Origin of the sequence: Ectothiorhodospira sp. PHS-1 (assembly GCF_000225005.1) — a bacterium.
Taxonomy (GTDB): Bacteria; Pseudomonadota; Gammaproteobacteria; order Ectothiorhodospirales; family Ectothiorhodospiraceae; genus Ectothiorhodospira.
The window spans coordinates 60,970-83,697 of record NZ_AGBG01000005.1 but is presented as its reverse complement, the minus strand read 5'-3'; the positions used below and the strand labels follow the sequence as shown (position 1 = coordinate 83,697).

Below are 22,728 nucleotides of genomic sequence, written 5' to 3'. Positions count from 1 at the left end.
GTGTTTGACCTGCCATATCATTCAAGTGGAGTGTGTGTCATGAGTATCAGTCGCAAGGTCGACAGCGATAAATGTGTTGTCATCATCAGTATCGAGGGGCGTTTCGACTTTTCCGAACACCGTCCGTTTCGCGATACCTATCGCGACATAGCACCGGGTTCCATGCGTTTTCTGGTGGACCTGTCCCGTGCCGACTATCTGGACAGCTCTGCCCTGGGGATGCTGCTTTTGTTGCGCGAGCATGCGGGTACGGATACCGGACGGGTCACCATCCAGGGATGTACCGAGGAGGTCCGAAGAATCCTGCGTATCGCCAATTTCGACCGCCTTTTCGTCCTCGAGTAGCGGAGTCCACCGATGAGTGCCAGTCTCACTCCGGCGCCTGGCGGTCGCGGCACTGCGCTGGTGGTGGATGATGAACCCACCAACCGTCTGGTGCTGGCCACCATGCTCAGGCGCGAAGGTTTCCAGGTGACCGAGGCCGTGAACGGTGAACAGGCGCTGGCGCAGTTTGCACATGCCCGTCCGGATATCATCTTCATGGATGTGATGATGCCCGGCATGGGGGGAATGGAAGCCACACGGCAACTCAAGATCCTGTGCGGGTCTGATTTCGTCCCTGTCATTTTTCTGACGGCCTTGCATGATGATCAGTCCCTGGTCCGCTGCATCGAGTCCGGCGGGGACGATTTTCTGTCCAAGCCCTTCAGCTTCAATGTTCTCAAGTCCCGGATCGTGGCCATGGAACGGGTTCGTGACCTGCATCGCCACATCGCGGCCAAGAGCCGGATGCTGGCCGGGTTGATCGAGATTGATCGTCAGGAGCAGAAGCTGGCCGAGCGGATCTTCAGTCATGCGGTCAATGATCGCAACGTGGCCGCGGACCACCTGGGGATCCTGATGCGTCCGGCATCCACCTTCAACGGCGATGTGTTGCTCAGTCAGCACCTGCCCGACGGCAGTTTGCGTGTTCTGTTGGGAGATTTCACCGGTCACGGACTGTCGGCGGCCATCGGCGCCCTGCCGGTGGCCGATGCCTTTCATGCCATGACCCGCAAGGGTGTGACTGACGAAGTGGTGTTGGAGGAGATCAATCGCAAGCTTTACCGGTTGCTGCCCGCGGATCGTTTCATGTGTGCCTTTATGGCAACATTGTCGGTTGCTGGCGATGAACTGCGCTGGTGGAACGGCGGCATGCCGGACGGCTGGCTGTGCCAGGCGGACGGCGTTCACCCGATGGCATCCCACGCCCTGCCGCTGGGCATCCTGCCCGAACTGTCTCACGGCGATGCGCCGCGCCGGCGAGTCCTGCGCAAGGGGGATCGGGTGTTGCTTGTCACCGACGGGTTGATGGATGCGCAGGATGTCGACGGCCATCTCTTCGGACAGGTTGGATGGCCGGCACTGATCGCAGGCTGGCGCCGTGAGCACGGCCTGCTGAATCCCTTGCTTGAATCCTTGGATGCCCATTGCGCCGACACGGACCAGAAGGATGACATCGGCGCGGTGGAGATTTTCGTTGATGCCGACATCTTCGGCGGTGCCGAATTAGGATTGAAATGCGCTACGCCGAGCGGGGGGGGCTGTTCGGTGCTATTGCTGGATCAGCGCCTGATTCACCCCCCGTCGATGGCGCAGATGCTGGACATGCTGGGGCTGGGGCAGGCGGTGGCCTGCCACTTGAATACCCTGGAGACCATTTTCCACGAACTCTACACCAATGCCCTGGACCATGGGGTTCTCCGGCTGCCTTCCTGGATGAAGGCGACACCCGAGGGGTTTTCGGCTTATTATAGCGAGCGCGAAAGCCGTCTGGCGGCAGGCCCCGTCGGCAGTATACGAGTGGATATCAGCCAAGAGCCGGGACCGCCCGTCACCATCAGGATCAACGTGACCGACAGCGGTCAGGGATTTGACCACGAAAGGCCTCGTGAGCCGCTAGGGGACTCCGTCAAGCCCTGGGGACGCGGCATCGCCCTGGTACGGGAGTTGTGCGAATCCGTGAATTACTACAATCAAGGCACCCAAGTGGAGGCAGTCTATCGGTGTGTCTGAATGATCGGTATCTCTGAATCACAAGGCCAAGTTTCCCATGTCCAGTCCTCATTATCACGAGCATGATTATCATCCGGATCGCCACACCGCCCGCATCATGGTGGTGGATGACGAACGTGCCAATCTGATCCTGATGGAGCGGCTGTTGCGCAGCGACGGCTACGCCAATCTGGTGCTGGTCCAGGATCCTCGCCAGGTCATGAGCGCCTATCGGGAAGCACGAACGGATCTGATCCTGCTGGATATCCAGATGCCTTATATGGATGGTTTTCAGGTCATCGAACAGTTGGTCACGCTCCAGGATCCGCTATTGCCGCCGATCCTGGCGCTGACCGCTCAGGCAAGTCGTGAGTACATGCTGCGGGCCCTGAACGTGGGAGCCAGGGATTTCATCGGCAAGCCGTTTGACCGCGCCGAAGTGCTGGCCCGGGTTCGCAACATGCTGGATGTGCAACTGGCCCATCGCATGACCCATGACCAGAAGGACGTGCTGGAACAGATGGTCCGCGAGCGAACCCGGGAAATTCGCAGGACAAGGCTGCAGGTGGTTCAGCGTCTGGGGCGGGCTGCCGAATATCGGGACAACGAGACCGGTTTCCATATCCTGCGCATGAGCCACACCAGTGAACTGCTGGCTCGACATCTTGGCTGGAGTCAGTCGGAATGCGAGCGCCTGCTGCATGCCAGTCCCATGCATGATGTGGGCAAGATCGGCATCCCCGACTCTATCCTGCTCAAGCCCGGCAAGCTCACGCCGGAAGAGTGGCGCATCATGCAGACCCATACCACCATCGGCGGGGACATCCTCGGTGGGGACGAGTCGGATCTGCTGAATCTGGCCCGGGAAATCGCCCTGACTCATCATGAAAAATGGGACGGCAGCGGTTATCCGCTGGGGCTGAGCGGGGAAGAGATTCCCGTCAGTGGACGCATCACCGCCCTGGCGGATGTGTTCGATGCCCTGACCTCGGAGCGGACCTACAAGAAGGCCTGGCCGGTTCAGGACGCCCTGGAACTCATTCGGGAGTTGAGCGGCTCCCATTTCGATCCGCAACTGACCGAGCTGTTTTTCAGTCTGGTCCCCGAGATTCTGGCTATTCGGGATCGATTTGCCGAGCCGCAGGACCCGGAGGCGCTTGAGCGCCGCTGTCCCGGTGGAAACAGCGACGGCTGAGTCTTGGGGCGGTGTCATGCCCATGGGGCTGCCCGATTCCGCTATAATCTCGCGATTTCCCGCGCCGAAGGAGTGTTCCTTTTGAAACCCGTCAAGCTTGGCCTGCTGGGCCTGGGTACCGTGGGCAGCGGTACTGCCAACGTGCTCAAACGCAATAGTGATGAGATCACCCGCCGAGCCGGTCGGGGCATCGAGATCATGGCCGCCGCCGGCAAGAACCTGGACAGTCACAATTGCCGCGATGTCACCGGCATGCGCCTGACCGAAGATGCCTTCTCGGTGGTCAACGATCCCGAGGTGGAGGTGGTGGTGGAGTTGATCGGCGGCACCACACTGGCCCGTGAGCTGGTGCTATGCGCCATCGACCAGGGCAAGCATGTGGTCACTGCCAACAAGGCCTTGATCGCCCTGCACGGTAACGAGATTTTCGCTCGCGCCCAGGAGAAGGGCGTCATTGTCGCCTTCGAGGCCGCGGTGGCCGGCGGTATTCCCATCATCAAGGCGATTCGCGAGGGACTGGCAGGCAACCGCATCAACTGGGTGGCCGGAATCATCAACGGCACCGGCAACTTCATCCTCACCGAGATGCGCGACAAGGGTCGCGATTTCCAGGATGTGCTGGCCGAGGCGCAGCGCCTGGGCTATGCGGAGGCCGATCCCACCTTCGACGTGGAAGGCATTGACGCCGCCCACAAACTGACCATCCTGGCCTCCATTGCCTTCGGCATCCCGCTGCAGTTCGAGAGGGTGTACACCGAGGGCATTACCGGCATTACCCGGGAGGATGTGGCCTATGCCAATGAGTTGGGTTATCGCATCAAGCACCTGGGGATTGCCCGCCGCACCGAGCAGGGCATCGAACTGCGGGTGCATCCCACTCTCATTCCGGAGCGACGCCTGATCGCCAACGTGGACGGGGTCATGAATGCGGTCCTGGTCTCCGCCGACGCCGTGGGTCCGACCCTCTATTACGGTGCCGGTGCCGGTTCCGAGCCCACCGGTTCCGCCGTGGTGGCGGATATCGTGGACGTGGTGCGGGCCATGACCACGGACCCGGAGAATCGCGTGCCCCATCTGGCCTTCCAGGCGGATACCTTGTCGGATACCACCATCCTGCCCATGGAAGACGTGAAGACCTCCTTCTACCTGCGGTTGCGGGTGCTGGATCGTCCCGGCGTGATGGCCGACATCACCCGCATCCTGGCCAGCCTGGACATCAGTATTGAAGCCATCCTGCAGAAGGAGCAGGATGACGACACCACGGAAGCGGACGTGATCCTGCTCACCCACGAGGTGCGCGAAGGCAACATGGTCCAGGCCATTCGGGAGATCGAGGCCCTGGAGACCGTGAAGACGCCGGTGATCCGCATTCGCCTTGAGAATCTGAAGTAAGCCATCCGTACCCGAGAGACCATCATGCCTTTTCGACCCCGCTACACCGGTATCATCGAGCGTTATCGCGACCGTCTGCCGATCCACGATGACACCCGCATCATCGGTCTGGGGGAGGGCAACACGCCCCTCATCCGCCTGAATAACATTCCCCGCCTGATCGGCAAGGAAGTGGATATCTACGTCAAGTACGAGGGCCTGAATCCCACCGGCTCCTTCAAGGACCGGGGCATGACCATGGCTGTGACCAAGGCAGTGGAGGATGGCTCCAGGGCCATCATCTGCGCCTCCACCGGCAATACCTCCGCGGCGGCCGCGGCCTATGCGGCCCGGGCCGGCATCACCGCCTTCGTTCTGATCCCCGACGGCAAGATCGCTCAGGGAAAACTGGCCCAGGCCATGATGCACGGCTCGGTGGTGATCCAGATCAAGGGCAATTTCGATGACGGCATGCGCCTGGTGAAGGAGGTGGCCGACAGTGCGCCGGTGACCATCGTCAATTCCGTCAATCCCTATCGTCTGCAGGGCCAGAAGACGGCGGCCTTCGAGATCGTGGAGGAGCTGGGTCGGGCGCCGGACTACCACTGTCTGCCGGTGGGCAATGCGGGCAACATCACCGCCCACTGGATCGGTTACTGCGAGTATTCTTCCGCTTCCGGCGATCATGTCACCGAATCCTGCGGCTTCTGCAAGGGGCGCTGCATGTATGCCGGTGGCGCGGTGGTGGGCAACCGGCCCAGGATGGTGGGGTATCAGGCCGCGGGCAGCGCACCCTTCATGCGGGGTCACATGGTGGATAACCCGGAAACCGTGGCCACCGCCATCCGCATCGGTCATCCCCAGTCCTGGGACTATGCCTGGAAGGTCAAGGAAGAGTCCGGCGGCTGGTTTGACGAGTGCAGCGACGAGGAGATCCTGGCGGCGCAGAAGCTTTTGGCGGAGAAGGAGGGCGTGTTCTGTGAGCCGGCTTCGGCCACCTCCCTGGCGGGGGCGCTGCGGGACGTGCAGCAGGGCAAGATCCCCGAGGGCTCCAGCATCGTCTGTACCCTGACCGGGCATGGCCTGAAGGACCCCGATACCGCCATCCGCCAGTCCACCCGGGCGCCTCTGACGGTGGATGCGACCCTTGACTCGGTGAAGCGGGCGATCCTGGAAAACATGTAAGGTCTCCTGCCCCCTTACCCCGGCCCTCTCTCCCCGCATCCTTCACTCCCGCGAAGGCGGGAGTCCGGTATTTTCAGTCCGCCACTGGACTCCCGCTTTCGCGGGAGTCCAGGCCAGGAACAGGGGGCAGGCAGCATTTCCTTTCCCCGGCGTCCCCTTACTTCACATGCAGCCCCCCCACCCAGTCACGGGCAAACTGCCACGCCACCCGGCCGCTGCGCGATCCCCGCAGCAGGGCGAACCGCAGTGCCTGGGTCCGGCAGTGATCATCCATGGTTACGCCGCCCAGCCGTCCCAGCCAATGTTCCACCACCGCCAGATACTGTCCCTGGTTGAAGGGATGAAACGATACCCAGAGTCCGAACCGCTCGGACAAGGACACCTTCTCCTCCACCGCTTCTCCCGGGTGGATCTCGTCCCCCTCCCGTCGGACTTCCAGGTTGTCCGTCAGTCGCTCGGGCATCAGGTGGCGCCGGTTGGATGTGGCATAGATCAGCACATTCTCCGGCGTGCCTTCCAGGGCGCCGTCCAGGGCCGCCTTGAGTGCCTTGTAGGCAGGTTCGTCCGCCTCGAAGGAAAGGTCATCGGCAAACAGGATGAACCGCTCGGGGCGCTCCCGCAGGGGGGCGACGATCTCCGGCAGATTGACCAGGGCCTGGGCGTCCACCTGCACCATGCGCAGCCCCTGGTCCGCGTAACGGGTCAACAGGGCGCGCATCAGGGATGACTTGCCCGTGCCCCGGGCGCCCCAGAGCAGGGCGTTGTTGGCGGGCAGTCCCTGCACGAACTGGCGGGTATTGCGATCCAGGAGCGACTTGGGACGGTCGATGTGCAGCAGGTCATCCAGATCCAGGGGCGGTACGCTGGGAATCCCCTGCAGATGGTGATCTCGCCAGCGAAAGGCGGGGGCCTTCCAGTCGGGTGCCGGGGCGGCCCCGGGCAGCAGGGCGTCCAGGCGGTTCAGCAGGGATTCGGCCTGGTCCAGCAAGTGATTCAGCGGATGGGTGTCTTGCATGCGACGTCAACGGGTTTGAGGGGAAGGCTTGCCTGATCGTGTATCTTACCGCAGACCGCGCAGCCTGGATCAGCGAGTCCGGGCCGAAAGTCCCCGGCCCTTGCCGGAAAGTGAAGTGACCGTTTTCCGCTCATGATTTGCCGATCTGGCTGAGGTTGAGGCTGCGGATGGCCAGGAAGACCTCCCTCAGAAAGGCCAGCAGGGCACCGATGAGGGAGAACATGGCCAGTACGAACAGGGCGCCGATGAGCAGGGGATTATCGATGCCGAGAAAGTATTCGATGAAGGCAGAGACGATGGTCAGGCAGATCAGCAGGGCGGTGGTGATGCCCAGGGTGATGCCCAGGTGCACCATTCGCACCCTGGCCTCCAGTAGCTCCAGTTCCCGGATGGCGGTCTTGTGGAACTCGTGGTCTTCGTGACGGATGCGTGCCTGCAGGTAACGCCGCCGATCCACCACCCGGGACAGTCTGGAGACGAAGGCGTTGATGAATCCCGCGATGCCCACCAGCAGGAACACAGGGGCAACCGAAAGCTGGATCACGGTGGAGATATCGTAAAGGGTCTGTGTCGACGACATGGTTTTTCCCGATGGGGTTTCCCGAGGTGTTGTAATGGCCTGCGCGGACCCGCTTTATTCTCCGCTGTGCTATGGTCATAGGCGAGATGAACAGACTGATCCAGAGGTGCCGCATGATGACCGAGCACACCGAGTCTGCAGATATACCCCAGGTGGCGGCAAATTTTATGGACAAGGACCATGACGAGGCCTTGGCTTTGCTGGCGCGGGTGGTCCGGTGTCTTGAGGAGATGCCGACATCAAAGGCGGAGAGCGGTCGGCTGCGTGATGATCTGCGGGATTTCATCGAGCACAGTCGCGCTCACTTCCGGCGTGAAGAGGCGCTGATGAAGGCAGTGGAATTCCCGCCGTTCCAGCTCCACAAGCAGGAGCATGATGCCCGCCTGGAGGCGCTGGTGGCCTATGTGGATGATCTGGATGCCGGTGTCATGGCGCCGGCGGACCTGAAGCCGTTGCTGGTGGAGGATTTCGTGCCTTGGTATCGGCGGCATTGCGCCACCATGGACAGGGCCACCGCCAGGTTCGTGGCGCGAAAGGAGGGCGGTGAACCGTAGAGGCACGGCATGCCGTGCCTCTACGGTCCACCCTCGGGTCAGCCCTCCAGGCGCCGGTACTTCACCCGGTGGGGCTGGTCCGCCTGGGCACCCAGGCGCTTCTTGCGGTCTTCCTCGTACTCCTGGTAGTTCCCCTCGAAGAACACCACGTTGCCGTCCTCCTCGAATGCCAGGATGTGGGTGGCGATGCGGTCCAGGAACCAGCGGTCGTGGGAGATCACCACTGCGCTGCCGGGGAAGGCCAGCAGGCCTTCTTCCAGCGCCCGCAGGGTTTCCACGTCCAGGTCGTTGGTGGGTTCGTCCAGCAGCAGCAGGTTGCCGCCGCTCTTGAGCAGCTTGGCCAGATGCACCCGGTTGCGTTCCCCCCCGGAGAGCTGCTTCATCTGCTTTTGCTGATCCCCGCCCTTGAAGTTGAAGCGGCCCACGTAGGCCCGCGAGGGCATCTGGTACTGCCCCACCTGGATGATGTCCTGGCCGTTGGAGATCTCTTCCCAGACGGTCTTTTCATCCGCCAGGGCGTCACGGCTCTGATCCACATAGGCCACCTGGACCGTCTCGCCGATGCGGATGGTGCCGCTGTCGGGCTGTTCCTGGCCCACGATCATGCGGAACAGGGTGGACTTGCCCACGCCGTTGGGTCCGATGACGCCGACAATACCCCCGCGTGGCAGGCTGAAGCTCAGGTTCTCGTACAGGATCCGGTCGCCATAGGCCTTGCCGACCCCGTCCAGTTCCACCACCACGTCACCCAGGCGGGGGCCCGGCGGGATGTAGATTTCCTGGGTCTCGCTGCGTTTCTGGAATTCCTGGGAGGAGAGTTCCTCGAAGCGCTTGAGGCGGGCCTTGCTCTTGGAGGTGCGCCCCTTGGGGTTGCTGCGCACCCATTCCAGTTCCGCTTCCATGTTCTTGCGGCGGGCGCTTTCCTGCTTTTCCTCGATGGCCAGGCGCTTTTCCTTCTGTTCCAGCCAGGAGGAGTAGTTACCTTCCCAGGGGATACCGTGGCCCCGGTCCAGTTCCAGGATCCAGCCCGCCACGTTGTCCAGGAAGTAGCGGTCATGGGTGACGGCCACCACGGTGCCGGGGAATTCCTGCAGGAAGCGCTCCAGCCAGGCCACGGATTCGGCATCCAGGTGGTTGGTGGGTTCGTCCAGGATGAGCATGTCCGGGGAGGAGAGCAGCAGACGGCACAGGGCCACGCGGCGGCGCTCGCCGCCGGAGAGCTTGGTGACATCGGCGTCCCAGGGGGGCAGGCGCAGGGCATCGGCGGCCACTTCCAGCTTGCGATCCAGATCCCAGGCGCCGGCGGCGTCGATCTTGTCCTGCAGTTCCGCCTGTTCCGCCAGCAATGTGTCGAAGTCGGCGTCCGGATCGGCAAATGCTTCTGCAATGGCGTTGAACCTGTCCACCAGGCCCTTGATCTCGCCGACACCGTCCTCCACGTTGCCGCGCACGTCCTTGGCCGGGTCCAGCTGGGGTTCCTGGGGCAGGTAGCCGATCTTGATGCCCGGCTGGGGACGGGCCTCGCCGACAATATCCTTGTCCACGCCGGCCATGATGCGAAGCAGGGTGGATTTGCCGGCCCCGTTGTACCCCAGCACGCCGATCTTGGCGCCGGGGAAGAAGTTCAGATAGATGTCCTTGAGGATTTCCTTCTTGGGCGGGACAACCTTGCCCACACCATTCATGGTGTAGATGTACTGGGCCATGGATTCAACCTGTGAGTGAAACGTAACCCACTATTATGTTGAATCTTCCTGGTAGTTTCCACTACCCGGTATCGACCACTGATGACCCCGGGTGGTGCGTCGATCCGGTGGCGGCTTGCGGCCAGACCGCCAGTTTGCGATGCTCGGAAGACTTCTTTTTCGCCCCGTCAATGATGGTGTGGAGCCCATGACCTGCAAAGTTGAGTTGTCCGGGGAAGCCCGCTGATGGGCGGGTCCGTGGGTAAGTCGCCACTGCTGCATGGTGCCTTGGTGGCCGTCCTGTCCCTGGTGCTCTTCATAGTGGCGGACATGACCTGGGAGCAGCGTCTGGTGGACCGCGCTCGGGCGGAGGTGACCGGACAACTGGCTGCCCTGCGGGCCCGTCTGGAAGGGGAACTCAACGCCACCATTTTCCTCTCCCAGGCCCTGGCGACCTACGCCACCCTGAATCCGGGTCTGGACCAGGAAGAGTTCGCGCACGTGGCCGGGCACATCATGAGTGAGCGGCCCGGGGTGATCCGCAGCATTGCCCTGGTGCCGGACAACGTGATTCGCTTCATCCATCCACTGGAAGAGAATCGTTCCGCGCTTGGCGCGGACTTGCTCAATCATCCCGAGCAAGGGGAGTCCGTGCGGCGGGTGATGGCGACTGGTGAGCCGGTTCTGGCCGGTCCGTGGCAGTTGGTACAGGGGGGGGAGGCGCTGATCATCCGGGTGCCGATTCATGTCCGCCAGAACCTGGAGGAGGCGGTTGGGCGAGGGAGCTACTGGGGTCTGGCCAGCGTGGTTGTCGACATGGACGAGGTCTATCGGTTGGTGGGCATGGGCGAGTCTCGGCAAAGGCTGTCCATTGCCATTCGAGGCCGTGACGGCATGGGCGCGCGAGGGGAGGTCATATTGGGTGATTCCGGCCTGTTCGACAACGACGCGGTAGTGCAGGATGTGGTGATGCGCGGTGGGCGCTGGCAGCTGGCCGCGGCGCCCGATGCAGGATGGCAGGCGGTCGCCCAAAGGCCGCCAACCTGGTACTGGACAGGTACGTTGTTTTGTCTGCTGTGCGCGAGCATGGCATGGAAGCTGTCTCATCAGGCCCGGCAGGTCAGGGACTCCGAACTGCGTTACCGTGCCTTGAGCGAGCGCCTGGAGGCCATCATCACCGCCATGCCGGACATCTGTTTCGTGCTGGATCACGAGGGGCGTTATCTGGACATCTTCGGCGGCCGGGATGCACGTTATTACCACCATGGCCACCAGGCCCTGCTGGGCAGGCGCCTGCACGAGGTATTGCCCGCGGACAAGGCGGATGCCTTCCTGAACATGATTCGGGTGGCACTGGACAGCGGGCAACTGCAGTTCATCGAGTATGATCTGGATGCAACCGAGGTCGATGGCCTGGATCCTGGGTCGGGTCCAGGGGAGCGGCTGTGGTTCGAGGCCAGGATCATGCCTTTGGGGGAGCATGTCATGGGGTGTCCGGCGGTGATCTGGATCTCGGTGAACATTACCCAGCGGAAAAATGCCCAGGATCGTATCCGGTATATGGCGCTGCATGATTCGCTGACCGGTCTGGCCAATCGGGTTCTGCTGCAGGATCGCGTCCTCCATGCCCTGGAGCAATCACGGCGCCAGGGTACCCATTTCGCCCTGCTGTTTCTGGATCTGGATGAATTCAAGCCCATCAATGATCGGTTTGGTCACGAGGCGGGCGATCTGTTGCTGCGCGAGGTGGCCCGGCGTCTGGAAGGCTCGGTGCGTGCGGTGGACACGGTGGCCCGGCTTGGCGGTGACGAGTTCGTGATTCTGCTGGAGAGTGTTCCCGATGCCGCGCTTCCCTGCGCGGTTGCGGAAAAACTGCTGTCTGTGTTGAGTCGGCCCTTCACCTTGCAGGGTGTCGAATGCACCGTCACTTGCAGCATCGGCATCAGTATCTATCCCATGCATGGTGAGCATTATGACACGCTGATGCGGCATGCGGATCAGGCCCTTTACCAGGCCAAGACGCTGGGCAGAAGGGGGTATCGCGTCTTCACTGCCTGATCCCGATGCCCTTGTTGAGCAGGTAGAGGGCGATACCGTAGAGCGCCAGGATGAAGCCGATGATGATGCCGTAGGACAGCCACAGGCTGAAATCCGTGACCCCCAGAAAGCCGTAGCGGAAGGCATTCACCATGTACAGGATCGGGTTGAACATGGACACGCCTTGCCAGAACTCCGGCAGCAGGCTGATGGAATAGAACACCCCGCCCAGGTAGGTGAGGGGGGTGAGAATGAAGGTGGGGATGATGGAGATGTCATCGAAGCTGCGGGCAAACACCCCGTTGATCAGCCCCGCCAGGGAGAACAGGGCCGCGGTGAGGACCACCACGGACAGGGCCACCGCCGGGTTATGGATGCTGAAGGGGCTGAAGAACAGGGACACCAGGGTGACCGCCACCCCCACCGCCAGGCCCCGGCAGATGCCGCCGCCCATGAAGCCCAGGATGATCAGGTAATTGGGGACGGGGGAGACCAGCATCTCCTCCAGATGGCGCTGGAACTTGGAGCTGTAGAACGAGGACACCACGTTGGCATAGGCGTTGGTGATCACCGCCATCATGATCAGACCCGGGATGATGAAGTCCATGTAACGGATGCCGTCCATCTCCCCGATCCGGGCGCCGATCAGGCCGCCGAAGATGACGAAGTACAGCCCCATGGTGATCACCGGGGGCAGGATGGTCTGGATCCAGATGCGCGAGAAGCGCAGGACTTCCTTGATGATGATGGTCTTGAAGGCGATCCAGTTGCTGTGGGCGTTGGTCATTTTGCGCGCCCCCTGTCCACCATGTGCATGAAGAGTTGTTCCAGTCGATTGGTCTTGTTGCGCATGCTGCGCACCTGGATGCCTTCCCGGTTCAGGTCCACGAACAGGCGGTTGAGGCTCACGTCCCGATCCACGTCCGCCTCCAGGGTGAGTTCATCCACCCAGCGCAGGCGATGGCCGGTCAGATCGGGCAGATGCACCAGGGGGCGGGTCAGATCCAGGACGAAGGTCTCCGTGTTGAGCTGACTCAGCAGGCCCTTCATGGTGGTGTTTTCGATGATCCGGCCGTGATCGATGATGGCGATGTTGCGGCAGAGGGTCTCGGCCTCTTCCAGATAGTGGGTGGTGAGGATGATGGTGCACCCCTGCTGGTTGATGTCCTTGAGGAACTGCCACATGGAGCGCCGGATCTCGATGTCCACCCCGGCGGTGGGTTCGTCCAGGATCAGCAGTCGGGGCTCGTGGACCAGGGCACGGGCAATCATCAGACGCCGTTTCATGCCACCGGAAAGCATGCGGGCCATGTCCTTGCGCTTCTCCCAGAGACCCAGTTCCACCAGGTATTTTTCCGCCCGTTTCCAGGCCTCCTTGCGGGGGATGCCGTAGTAGCCTGCCTGGTTGACCAGGATTTCCTGTACCGGCTCGAAGGTGTTGAAGTTGAATTCCTGGGGCACCAGCCCCAGGCAGCGCTTGGCGGCATACAGATCCCGGTCAAGGTCATGACCGAAGATGGACACGCTGCCGCCGCTCTTGTTCACCAGGGAGGCGATGATGCTGATGGTGGTGGACTTGCCGGCCCCGTTGGGGCCGAGCAGGGCAAAGAAGTCCCCGGGCTCCACGTCCAGGTCGATGCCTTTGAGGGCCTCAAGGCCGTTCTTGTAGGTCTTGGTGAGCTGACGGATGCAGAGGGCTTTGGGCATGGTCTGTCTGTGGCATTCCCGCAGGAGAGGGCGAGTAAAACAGCAAATTCTAACATAACTTCGAAGCTGGGCTTCTGCGCACCGTAAAACCGCGTAAAATGGTCACTCACGCCTTCTCAGGACACACCCATGCTCGACTGCTTCGATACCCGTTCCGACGCCGATCTCATTGCCCTCGTCCCGGTGGAAGGGGATACCCTTGAGCCGTGGCTGGCGGATCAGCCGGCACGTATCGGCAACTGGGTGCGGGCCTCCCGTTTCGAGGGGCGTACCGGCAGTGTCCTGCCCCTGCCGGACGAGGACGGCAAGGTGCGGCGGGTGCTGGTGGGCGTGGACAGCCAATCCTCCACCTGGGCCATCGGCAATGTCTCCAGTCGCCTGGGAGAGGGGACCTATCAGCTGGCGTGCGACTGGCCGCTGGAACGGCTGACCCGGGCGGCCATCGGCTGGGGTCTGGGGTCGTATCGCTTCGAGCGTTACAAGACCGCCGAGCGGCCACGGCCGAGGCTGAGCCTGGCGCAATTGCCGGCCGCCGATGCCGATGCGGTGACGCGGATGGTGACCGCCATCGGACGGGTCCGGGATCTGATCAATACCCCCGCCCAGGACATGATGCCCCAGCACCTGGCCGAGGCGGCCCGGGAACTGGCCCATCGGCATGGGGCCGTCTTCAGCGAGATCGTCGGCGAGGACCTGCTGACGCAGAACTACCCCTGCATCCATGCCGTGGGCCGTGCCAGCACCCACCCGCCGCGTCTGATCGAACTGCGCTGGGGAGATCCGGCCCATCCCCGGGTCACCCTGGTGGGCAAGGGGGTCTGCTTCGACAGCGGCGGCCTGGACATCAAGCCCGCCAGCGGCATGCGCCTGATGAAGAAGGACATGGGCGGTGCCGCCCATGTGCTGGGGCTGGCCGACCTCATCATGGGGGCCGGGTTGCCCGTGTGCCTGCGGGTGATGGTGGGCGCGGTGGAGAATGCCATCTCCGGAGACGCCTTTCGCCCCGGCGACGTGCTGCGTTCCCGCAAGGGACTGACCATCGAGATCGACAATACGGACGCGGAAGGCCGGCTGGTGCTCTGCGACATGCTGGCCGACGCCGCCGAGGAATCCCCCGAGGTGCTGCTGGATTTCGCCACCCTGACGGGGGCGGCCCGGGTGGCGGTGGGCACCGAGATCGGTGCCTTCTTCACCAATGACGAGACCCTGGCCGAGGGTATCGGCCGGTATGGGGAGGCGGAGGAGGATCCCTGTTGGCGCCTGCCGCTGCATGCCCCCTATCGTTCCCAACTGGACAGCCGGATCGCGGACCTGACCAATACCGGCAGCGGACCCTACGCCGGTGCCATCACCGCCGCCCTGTTCCTGCAGGCCTTCGTGCCCGACGGGCAGGTCTGGGGACATTTCGACATCATGGCCTGGAACAACCGTAACCGTCCCGGCCGCCCCAAGGGCGGCGAGGCACTGGGGGTACGTGCCGCCTTTGCCTGGCTGGAGGATCGCTACGGCAAACGCTGACCTTGGCCTTGGGTGTATTGCCTCTCAGTAGGCCCCCAGGTCCAGGCTGGCCCCGCTGATGCGGCTGATGGCCACCGCATAGGCCGCCGTCCGGTAGTCCATGACCCGGTCATGGGCCCGGCGCATGCGGTCGATCTCCTGGAAGGCCACCCGCATGGCGTCATCCAGTCCGGAGCGCACCAGGTCCAGTTCGTCGGCACCGCGCAGCAGGGATTCTCGCAGCCAGTCCGGGGACTGCTCGCCGCTCATGAGTTCCAGGGCGGAGACGATGTGCTGTCCCCGCACTTCGTCCAGGCGGCGTTCCAGGCGGCCGAAGCGCATGTGGGAAAGGTTGCGGATCCATTCGAAGTAGGACACCACCACGCCGCCGGCGTTGGCGTAGATATCCGGCAGGATCACCGTACCCCTTGCGCGAAGGATCTCGTCCGCCTCGAAGGTGATCGGGCCGTTGGCCGCCTCAATGACCAGGGGGGCACGGATGCGCTCGGCGTTGTTGGCGTGGATGACCCCTTCCAGGGCGGCGGGAATCAGGATGTCGCAGTCCCGTTCCAGCGCCGCGGCACCCGGTTCCACCCATTCCACCCCGGGAAACCCCTGTACGCCGCCGGTCCGGTTCATGTACTGGCGGACTTCCTCCACGTTCAGGCCCGCTTCTTGGACCAGGGCGTCGTCCCGTTCGATGATGGCGATGATGCGGGCGCCGTCCTCTTCCTGGAGCAGCTTGGCGGCGTGGTAGCCCACGTTGCCCAGGCCCTGGATGATGATGCGCTTGTCCTTGAGACCGCCTTCCAGTCCGGCTTCGGCCATGGCTTCCGGGTGGCGGAAGAACTCCCGCAGGGCATAGTGGATGCCCCGGCCGGTGGCATCCAGCCGGCCCGGCATGCCGCCCAGTTCCACCGGCTTGCCGGTCACGCAGCCCACGTAGTTGATGTCTTCCGGGTACAGGTTCTTGTAGGTGTCCAGGATCCAGGCCATCTCCCGCTGGCCCGTGCCCACGTCCGGGGCGGGGACGTTGGTGGCCGGGCTGAGAAATCCCCGGCGGGCCAGTTCCCGGGCAAAGCGTCGGGTGATGAGTTCCATCTCGTCGCGGGAATACTGTTCCGGATCGATGCACAGGCCGCCCTTGGAGCCGCCGAAGGGAATGTCGACGATGGCGCATTTGTAGGTCATCAGGGCCGCCAGGGCCTCGGTGGTGTCCTGGTCGATGCTGGGGGAGAAGCGCAGGCCGCCCTTGGCGGGCAGGCGGTGGGTGCTGTGTACCGCCCGCCAGCCGGTGAAGGTACGCACCTCACCGCGAATCTTGAGGGGAAAGGTGACCTGCAGGATGGCGCTGCAGGTCTTGATGGCCCGGTCGGCGCCCGGTTCCAGTTTGACGAAGGCCAGGGCGCGATCCACCATCCGGGCCACGCTCTGCTGGAAACTCACGGGCGGCGGGGACTGTGTATCGTCCGGCATGGCTGACTCCTGGCGTATGGGCTGTCTGAGTTCAGCCTACACCCGATCCCGCGGGAGATGCCAATCCCGGGCCGGGGATCGCTGATCCGGGTCAGGTGGCGGGTTTTTGCTGTCGTCGGCCGAGTTTGTCCCTCAGTACCCGCCGGGTGTTCTTGTCGGCGTCGCTGAAAACGAAGCGGCCGGCCAGCACGCAGCCCTTCATGCCCGGCTCACAGGGGCGGTTTTCCACCTTGTGGCAGAGCCCCTTGCTTTCATGGGGACAACCCCAACCTCCCATCATGGTCTCCTGTCTTTTGTCGTTTTCGGCATCTTCCCCGTCATCACTCCCGCTGTCGTCCGTCACTCCCGCGAAAGCGGGAGTCCAGAGGCTCCGGTCAGTGAGTGGATTCCCGCCTGCGCGGGAATGACGCGATTCCTGCAAAATCTACGATGACACCATTTCCCGCAAGCGACCCTCCTGCAGCCTGTAGTGGGCAGTGCAGGGCGGAGCCATGGCCGGCTCGTGGGCGATCACCAGGGTTGCCCGTCGGGACAGCCAGGGTGTCAGACGCTGCCTGAGCCGCTCGATGGTGGCCGGATCCAGGCCCCGGAAAGGCTCATCCAGGATCACCACGGGGGCATCCTTGAGGATCAGCCGGGCCAGGGCCAGGCGCCGGGCCTGACCACCGGAGACCAGGGCACCGCCTTCGCCCACCGCGGTGTCCAGACCCTGGGGCAGGGCGGCGATGAAGTCGTCCAGACCGGCCAGGAACAGGGCTTCGCCCAGGGCCTCGTCGTCGGCCTCCGGTCGTGCCAGGCGCAGGTTGGCGGCGACGGTGTCGGCAAACAGCACTGTCTCCTGCCCGAGTACCCCCACGGTGTCGTACAGGTCGGTATAGCCCATGGACTGGACCGGGATGCCGCACACCCGGGCCTCGCCCGCCTGGGGCGCCACCAGACGCAGGGCCACGGCGGTGAGACTGGTCTTGCCCGCGCCGCTGGCGCCGGTAACGAGCACGCTCCGACCCGGTTGAAGATTCAGATCCACCCCGTCCAGAATCCAGGGGGCATCGTTGCCGTAGCGCAACCGGATGCCCTCCAGGGTGAGGCTGCCTTCACCGTCGGGCCGTTGGGGGTGGGCCGGTTCCGGCAGGCTGGGACGGGTATGGGCCACCTCCAGCAGTCGGGCGGCGGCGGTACGGATCTGCCCCAGACGCTGATAGGCCCCCGGCAGCATGGCCACGGCCTCGGACAGGCCCAGGGTGGCCAGAACCAGCAGTACCACGATAGGGGCCGTCACCAAGTCTTGCGACAGCCAGCCCACGCCCAGCCACAGGGCCAGCCAGACCGCCCCCAGACCCGCCAGCATGGCGGCCGTGTCCCCCAGGGCGCCCCAGCGCACCAGCCGGATCTCGGCCTCGGCCCGGTCCCGTTCGGCGGCGGCCAGGGCGGCCTGTTGCCGGGGCAGGGCGCCGAATACCCGCAGCTCCGCCAGTCCCTGCACGCCTTCCACCGCCCGTTCCCGCACCCGGGCGGCGGCCTGGATGCGCGCCTCGCCGCTGCGCCCGCCCAGGGCCACGGCGATGGCGGGCAGGATCAGGCCGGCCAGGGCCAGCACCGCCACCACCCACAACACCGCGAGGGGCGCCAGCAGGCCGAAGAACAGGGCGCCCCCGAGCAGGGTGAGGACGGCGGTAAGGGTGGGTGTGATGACCCGCAGGAACAGACCATCCAGGGTGTCGATATCGCCCACCAGCCGCTGCAGCAGGTCGGCGGCGCGAAAGCGGGCCAGGGTGCCCGGATCCAGGGGCGACAGGGCACGGAACAGCCAGCTGCGCAGATCTGCCAGATGGCGCAGCACCGCTTCATGGTTGACGATGCGCTCGGCATAGCGGGCCACGGTACGTCCCACGGCCAGGGCGCGGATGCCGCCGGCGGGTCGGTAGACATCCAGGGCGATGATCAACCCGGCACCCGCCAGGGCCGAGGCGGTGATGAACCAGCCGGACAGGGCCAGCAGGCCGGTGGCGGCCACTACGGTGAGGACCGCCAGCAGCAGTCCGCCCAGGAACCAGGGCAGGCGCGGCAGGGAGAGGCGAAGGAAGGGGATCAGTTCTTTCATGCAGATTCGCCGATATCGCCGGCATCATGGACCACGCGACCGTCCTGGATGGTGATGACTCGATCCGCCCAGGCCAGTACCCGAGGGTGATGACTGGCGATGAGCACGGTGGCGCCGGCGGTGGCGGAGCGTTCCAGGGCTTCGAGCACCAGGGCTTCGGCCTCCGGGTCCAGCCCGGCGGTGGGTTCGTCCAGCAACCACAGGGGTGCCTGTTTGAGGGCGGCCCTGGCCAGGGCAACCCGCTGGGCCTGCCCACCGGAGAGACCGCGGCCCCGTTCTCCCAGCACGGTCTCCAGTCCCCGGGGCAGCCGGTCGGCAAAGGCCATCACCCCGGCGTCGGTGGCGGCCCGGATCACCGTGGCCTGATCCGCGTCGGGGCGGCTCAGACGGATGTTGTCGGCCAGGGTGCCGGTGAAGAGATGGGGGCGCTGTCCCACCCAGGCAGCTTGGCGCAGGGGATCGGGGGCGGCGCCGTCCACGCTCACCTGCCCCTGGTCGGGCTCGATGAAACCGGCCAGCAGGTGCAGAAGCGTGGACTTGCCCGCGCCGCTGGGTCCGGCCAGGGCCACCCGTTCACCGGGGCGGATATCCAGGTTGATCCCGCTAAGGGCGGTGCGCCGACCTTCATCGAAGCCGACATGCACGTCCCTGAACCGGATCGACACCCCGCCGGGACGAGACGGCGTGGGCGTCGGCGGGGTGGATGTCGGTGGGGCCTGTTGCCGCAACAGGGGCAGGAGGGTCTGGGCCGCGCCCAGGGCCGCCGCCCGGTCATGATAGTGCAGGGCCAGCTGCCGCAGGGGCTGGAAGAAATCCGGTGCCATCAGCAGGATGAACAGCCCCGAGAACAGGGTGAGTTGGGTGGCCGGCCCCCATTGCAGATAGCCGATCAGGGCGAAACCCACGTACATGGCTACCAGGGCGATGGCGACGGCACTGAAGAATTCGAGCACGGCGGAGGAGAGAAAGGCCACCCGCAGGACCTTCATGGTGGTGATCCGGTAGCCGTCGGCGGCCTCGGCCACTTCCCGTGCCGCCCGTTCCTGAGCGTTGAACAGGCGTAGCGTGGTCAGGCCCTGGAGCCGGTCGAGAAAGTGCCCGCCCAGGCGGGACACGGTTTCCTGCTGACGCCGACTGACCTGTTCGGCACCCATGCCCAACAGGGCCATGAAGAAGGGAATCAGCGGGGCGGTGAACAGCAGGATCAGGGCGGCGAGCCAGTCCTGGGTGAGGGCGGCGATGAAGATCCCCAGGGGTACCAGCAGGCTCACCGCCATCTGCGGCAGGTAGCGGGCGTAATAGCCGTTCATGCCCTCCACCTGCTCGACGATGGCCGAGGAAAGGCTGCCGCTGTGGCGATTTGCCAGGCGGACCGGGCCCAGGGCGGCCATGTGGGCAAAGAGTTCGTCCCGCAGCCGGCTCTGGATGCTCAGGGCCGCGGCCTGGCCCAGGGTTTCCCGGGACCAGTTCAGGGCTGCCCGCAGCCCCATGACCAGGGCCAGCCAGGCAAAGGCTCCCGTCAGTGCCGACAGGCCGTCGCCATGGGTGATGGCGCGATCCAGGATGAAGGCCAGCAGGCCCGCCTGGGCGATCACCAGCAGTCCGGACAGGACGCCGGCACCGCTGGCCAGGCTGAGCAGACCCCGGGCCGGGGCGACACGGGCGTTGAGCCAGCGTTTCGCCTCGGCATTGGGGATGGCGGGGGTGTCGTGGGGGGGTGTGCTTGCGTCGTTCAGTGGTAACCCTCTCCGATCCGGACCTTGCCGCGGAACACCCAGTAGGTCCAGGCGGTGTAGGCAAGGATGATGGGGATGACGAACAGAAGCCCGATCAGGGTGAAGAGCTGCGAGTCGGGCGATGAGGCCGCATCCCAGAAGGTGTGGTGGGGCGGGACCGCGTAGGGCCACATGCTGATCAGAAGGCCCAGGTAGGCCAGCAGGAACAGGGCCAGGGTGGCGATGAAGGGCGTGCCCTCGGCCCGCCGACCCAGGCCGCGCCAGAGCCACACACCGGCCAGCAGGGACAGGGTGGGGAAGATCCACAGCACGGCGGCGTGCTCCAGCCAGCGTTCGAGGATATGCGGGTGGGCCACGGCGGTCCACAGGCTCACCAGCAGGAAGACGAACAGCACCGCCAACACCATGCGCCCGGCGATGCGGTAGGCCAGGGTCTGCAGGTCGCCTTCGGTCTTCATGATCAACCAGGTGGCGCCCAGCAGGGTGTAGCCGGCCACCAGGCCCAGCCCGGTCATGACCGTGAACGGGGTGAGCCAGTCGAAGGCGCCGCCCACATAGGAGAAGCCCTCGACCTCGAAGCCCTGGATGTAGGCGCCCACCACGGCCCCCTGGGCAAACGCGGCCACCAGGGACCCGCCGAAGAAGGCAATGTCCCAGCGCCGTCGCTTGTGGGGTTCGGCCTTGAATCGGAACTCGAAGGCCACGCCGCGGAAGATGAGCCCCGCCAGCATCAGGAACACACCGATGTAAAGGGCGGGCAGGAACACGGCATAGATGAGCGGAAACGCCGCCAGCAGGCCGGCGCCGCCCAGGATCAGCCAGGTTTCGTTGCCATCCCATACCGGGGCTACGGAGTTCATCATGACATCGCGGTGTTCGTCACTGCCGGCAAAGGGGAAGAGTATACCCACTCCCAGGTCGAAACCGTCCATGAACACGTACATGAACACACCAAAGCCGATGATGACGATCCAGATCAGGGTCAGGTCGATCAGTTCCATGTCTGCGCGCTCCCGGCCGTCAGGCCATGGTCTTGTCGTCGGCGGCGGAAAACGGCCGCTTGGCGTGGGCACCCGGATGGTCATCCGACAGGTCCGTCTGATCCGGTCCCTGGCGGATGATGCGGACCAGGAAGCTGATGCCGGCGATGAATACCACCGCGTAGACGGTGACGTAGCCCACCAGGGTGAACAGGGCCATGGCGCCGGTCAGGGAGGGGGTGAGCCCTTCCGCGGTACGGATCAGGCCGTAGGCCAGCCAGGGCTGACGTCCTACCTCGGTGACGAACCATCCCGCCAGAACGGCCACAAAGGGTAGCGGAATCATCAGGCTGGTCAACCTCAGGAAGCGTTTTGATTCCACCAGACGATCCCGCCAGGTGAGCCAGGCGCCCCACAGGGCGATGATGATCATGAGCAGGCCGATGCCCACCATGACCCGGAAGGACCAGAACACGATGGGCATGTGGGGGCGGTCTTCGGGCGCCCATTCCTTCAGGCCGGGGACCGTGCCGTTCCACTCATGGGTCAGGATCAGGCTGGCCATGTTGGGGATGCCGATCTCCAGGAAATTGCGTTCCTGGGATTGACTGGGAATGGCGAACAGGAGCAGGGGGGCGCCGTCGGTGGTTTCCCAGACCCCTTCCATGGCCGCCACCTTGGCGGGCTGATGCTTGAACGTGTTGAGACCGTGCACGTCCCCCACCAGTAGCTGGGCCGGGGCAGCGAAGGCGAGCATGATCAGGCACATCTGCAGGGCCTTCCTGGATGCCTCCGGTGCCTTGCCCTTGAGCAGATACCAGGCCGACACGCCGGCGACCACGAAGCCACCGGTGAGAAATGAGGCCAGGGCCACATGGAAGAAGCGGGGGACGAAGGAAGGATTGAAGATGGCCTCGCTCCAGGAAGTCAGGTGGACGATGCCGTCCCGCAACTCGGCGCCCGCGGGGGTCTGCATCCAGCTGTTGGTGGAGAGGATCCAGAACGAGGATATGAAGGTGCCCAGGGCCACCATGCAGGCGGCGAACAGGTGGGTACCCCTGGGGACCTTGTCACGACCGAACAGCAGCACCCCCAGGAACACCGCTTCCAGGAAGAAGGCGGTGACCACTTCATAGGCCAGGATCGGGCCGAGGAAGTTGGCGCTGGCATAGGAGAATACGCTCCAGTTGGTGCCGAACTGGAACGACATGACGATCCCGGACACCACCCCCATGCCGAACACCACGGCAAAGACCTTGGTCCAGAATCGGGACAGTTGCTCGTAGGCGGGGTTGCCGGTGCGGTAGAGCAGGCCCTCCAGCAGGGCGATGTAGGAGGCCAGGCCGATGGTGAAGACAGGAAAGATGGCGTGGAACGAGACCACGAAGGCAAACTGGATTCGGGATAGGAGTAGGGGGTCAAGTTCCATCATGGGGTCGGTCCTCTTGTCATGGGTGGGGTTACCGTATTTTGTTCTGTGCCTGGGTTAATTCCCATGATTTTGGTCAAATTTAAATTTTTGCACCTGGCGCGCTTGTCGTGAAAAGGAAATGCGGTAGGCTTACGGATTGCCAC

General features: G+C 64.1%; 19 protein-coding genes. 8 read left to right on the top strand and 11 right to left on the bottom strand.

Annotated features, from left to right (window positions below):
* Positions 1 to 39 precede the first annotated feature (39 nt).
* From ECTPHS_RS03430 to thrC, 5 genes are all read left to right on the top strand, one after another.
* The gene (locus ECTPHS_RS03430) at positions 40 to 345 is read left to right on the top strand and encodes an STAS domain-containing protein (protein ID WP_008931287.1); all 306 of its coding nucleotides are present in this window, start codon (positions 40 to 42) and stop codon (positions 343 to 345) included.
* 12 nt (positions 346 to 357) lie between these two features.
* Positions 358 to 2,055 carry a fused response regulator/phosphatase gene (locus ECTPHS_RS03425; protein WP_008931286.1) on the top strand — a complete coding sequence of 566 codons (1,698 nt, stop codon included), beginning with the start codon at positions 358 to 360 and terminating at the stop codon, positions 2,053 to 2,055.
* Positions 2,056 to 2,092: 37 nt separating this feature from the next.
* On the top strand, positions 2,093 to 3,229 hold the full coding sequence (locus tag ECTPHS_RS03420; protein ID WP_008931285.1) for an HD domain-containing phosphohydrolase: 1,137 nt from the start codon (positions 2,093 to 2,095) through the stop codon (positions 3,227 to 3,229).
* Between the two features lie 81 nt (positions 3,230 to 3,310).
* Positions 3,311 to 4,621: a homoserine dehydrogenase gene (locus ECTPHS_RS03415; protein ID WP_008931284.1), complete on the top strand. Its 1,311-nt coding sequence runs from the start codon at positions 3,311 to 3,313 to the stop codon at positions 4,619 to 4,621.
* A 24-nt stretch (positions 4,622 to 4,645) separates the two neighbouring features.
* Positions 4,646 to 5,785 (top strand): threonine synthase, encoded by a 1,140-nt coding sequence (gene thrC / locus ECTPHS_RS03410; RefSeq protein WP_008931283.1) that lies wholly within the window; start codon positions 4,646 to 4,648, stop codon positions 5,783 to 5,785.
* A 157-nt stretch (positions 5,786 to 5,942) separates the two neighbouring features.
* Here the strand turns inward: thrC and ECTPHS_RS03405 are convergent, their stop codons facing one another.
* Positions 5,943 to 6,800: an ATP-binding protein gene (locus ECTPHS_RS03405; RefSeq protein ID WP_008931282.1), complete on the bottom strand. Its 858-nt coding sequence runs from the start codon at positions 6,798 to 6,800 to the stop codon at positions 5,943 to 5,945.
* A 130-nt stretch (positions 6,801 to 6,930) separates the two neighbouring features.
* The gene (locus ECTPHS_RS03400) at positions 6,931 to 7,380 is read right to left on the bottom strand and encodes a DUF2721 domain-containing protein (RefSeq protein ID WP_008931281.1); all 450 of its coding nucleotides are present in this window, start codon (positions 7,378 to 7,380) and stop codon (positions 6,931 to 6,933) included.
* Between the two features lie 86 nt (positions 7,381 to 7,466).
* Here ECTPHS_RS03400 and ECTPHS_RS03395 point away from each other — a divergent pair, with 86 nt between their 5' ends.
* Entirely contained in the window at positions 7,467 to 7,934 is a 468-nt protein-coding gene (locus ECTPHS_RS03395; protein WP_246828301.1) for a bacteriohemerythrin, read from the top strand.
* A 38-nt stretch (positions 7,935 to 7,972) separates the two neighbouring features.
* On the opposite strand, the gene ettA is transcribed toward ECTPHS_RS03395, so the two are convergent.
* On the bottom strand, positions 7,973 to 9,640 hold the full coding sequence (gene ettA, locus ECTPHS_RS03390) for an energy-dependent translational throttle protein EttA (protein ID WP_008931279.1): 1,668 nt from the start codon (positions 9,638 to 9,640) through the stop codon (positions 7,973 to 7,975).
* Positions 9,641 to 9,865: 225 nt separating this feature from the next.
* Between ettA and ECTPHS_RS13870 the strand changes: the two genes are divergently transcribed.
* The gene (locus ECTPHS_RS13870; protein ID WP_008931278.1) at positions 9,866 to 11,677 is read left to right on the top strand and encodes a diguanylate cyclase domain-containing protein; all 1,812 of its coding nucleotides are present in this window, start codon (positions 9,866 to 9,868) and stop codon (positions 11,675 to 11,677) included.
* Here ECTPHS_RS13870 and ECTPHS_RS03380 read toward each other — a convergent pair.
* Entirely contained in the window at positions 11,667 to 12,443 is a 777-nt protein-coding gene (locus tag ECTPHS_RS03380) for an ABC transporter permease (protein WP_008931277.1), read from the bottom strand. The two genes, ECTPHS_RS13870 and ECTPHS_RS03380, sit on opposite strands and share 11 nt — an antisense overlap.
* The gene (locus ECTPHS_RS03375) at positions 12,440 to 13,363 is read right to left on the bottom strand and encodes an ABC transporter ATP-binding protein (RefSeq protein WP_008931276.1); all 924 of its coding nucleotides are present in this window, start codon (positions 13,361 to 13,363) and stop codon (positions 12,440 to 12,442) included. Before ECTPHS_RS03375 ends, ECTPHS_RS03380 begins: the two co-directional genes overlap by 4 nt.
* A gap of 129 nt (positions 13,364 to 13,492) precedes the next feature.
* On the opposite strand from ECTPHS_RS03375, the gene ECTPHS_RS03370 reads away from it, so the two are divergent.
* Positions 13,493 to 14,881, top strand: a complete 1,389-nt coding sequence (locus ECTPHS_RS03370) for a M17 family metallopeptidase (RefSeq protein WP_008931275.1) — start codon at positions 13,493 to 13,495, stop codon at positions 14,879 to 14,881.
* Between the two features lie 24 nt (positions 14,882 to 14,905).
* On the opposite strand, the gene ECTPHS_RS03365 is transcribed toward ECTPHS_RS03370, so the two are convergent.
* The 6 genes from ECTPHS_RS03365 to ECTPHS_RS03340 all read right to left on the bottom strand — a co-directional run bounded on the left by ECTPHS_RS03365 (position 14,906) and on the right by ECTPHS_RS03340 (position 22,582).
* Entirely contained in the window at positions 14,906 to 16,336 is a 1,431-nt protein-coding gene (locus tag ECTPHS_RS03365; protein ID WP_008931274.1) for a Glu/Leu/Phe/Val dehydrogenase, read from the bottom strand.
* 91 nt (positions 16,337 to 16,427) lie between these two features.
* On the bottom strand, positions 16,428 to 16,616 hold the full coding sequence (locus ECTPHS_RS03360; protein WP_050814200.1) for a hypothetical protein: 189 nt from the start codon (positions 16,614 to 16,616) through the stop codon (positions 16,428 to 16,430).
* A gap of 144 nt (positions 16,617 to 16,760) precedes the next feature.
* The gene (cydC, locus tag ECTPHS_RS03355) at positions 16,761 to 18,437 is read right to left on the bottom strand and encodes a thiol reductant ABC exporter subunit CydC (RefSeq protein ID WP_008931272.1); all 1,677 of its coding nucleotides are present in this window, start codon (positions 18,435 to 18,437) and stop codon (positions 16,761 to 16,763) included.
* Positions 18,434 to 20,077: a thiol reductant ABC exporter subunit CydD gene (gene cydD, locus ECTPHS_RS03350; RefSeq protein ID WP_256364672.1), complete on the bottom strand. Its 1,644-nt coding sequence runs from the start codon at positions 20,075 to 20,077 to the stop codon at positions 18,434 to 18,436. Before cydD ends, cydC begins: the two co-directional genes overlap by 4 nt.
* Positions 20,078 to 20,169: 92 nt before the next feature.
* Positions 20,170 to 21,174 carry a cytochrome d ubiquinol oxidase subunit II gene (gene cydB / locus ECTPHS_RS03345; protein ID WP_008931270.1) on the bottom strand — a complete coding sequence of 335 codons (1,005 nt, stop codon included), beginning with the start codon at positions 21,172 to 21,174 and terminating at the stop codon, positions 20,170 to 20,172.
* Between the two features lie 19 nt (positions 21,175 to 21,193).
* The gene (locus ECTPHS_RS03340; RefSeq protein ID WP_040405020.1) at positions 21,194 to 22,582 is read right to left on the bottom strand and encodes a cytochrome ubiquinol oxidase subunit I; all 1,389 of its coding nucleotides are present in this window, start codon (positions 22,580 to 22,582) and stop codon (positions 21,194 to 21,196) included.
* Between the last annotated feature and the right edge of the window lie 146 nt (positions 22,583 to 22,728).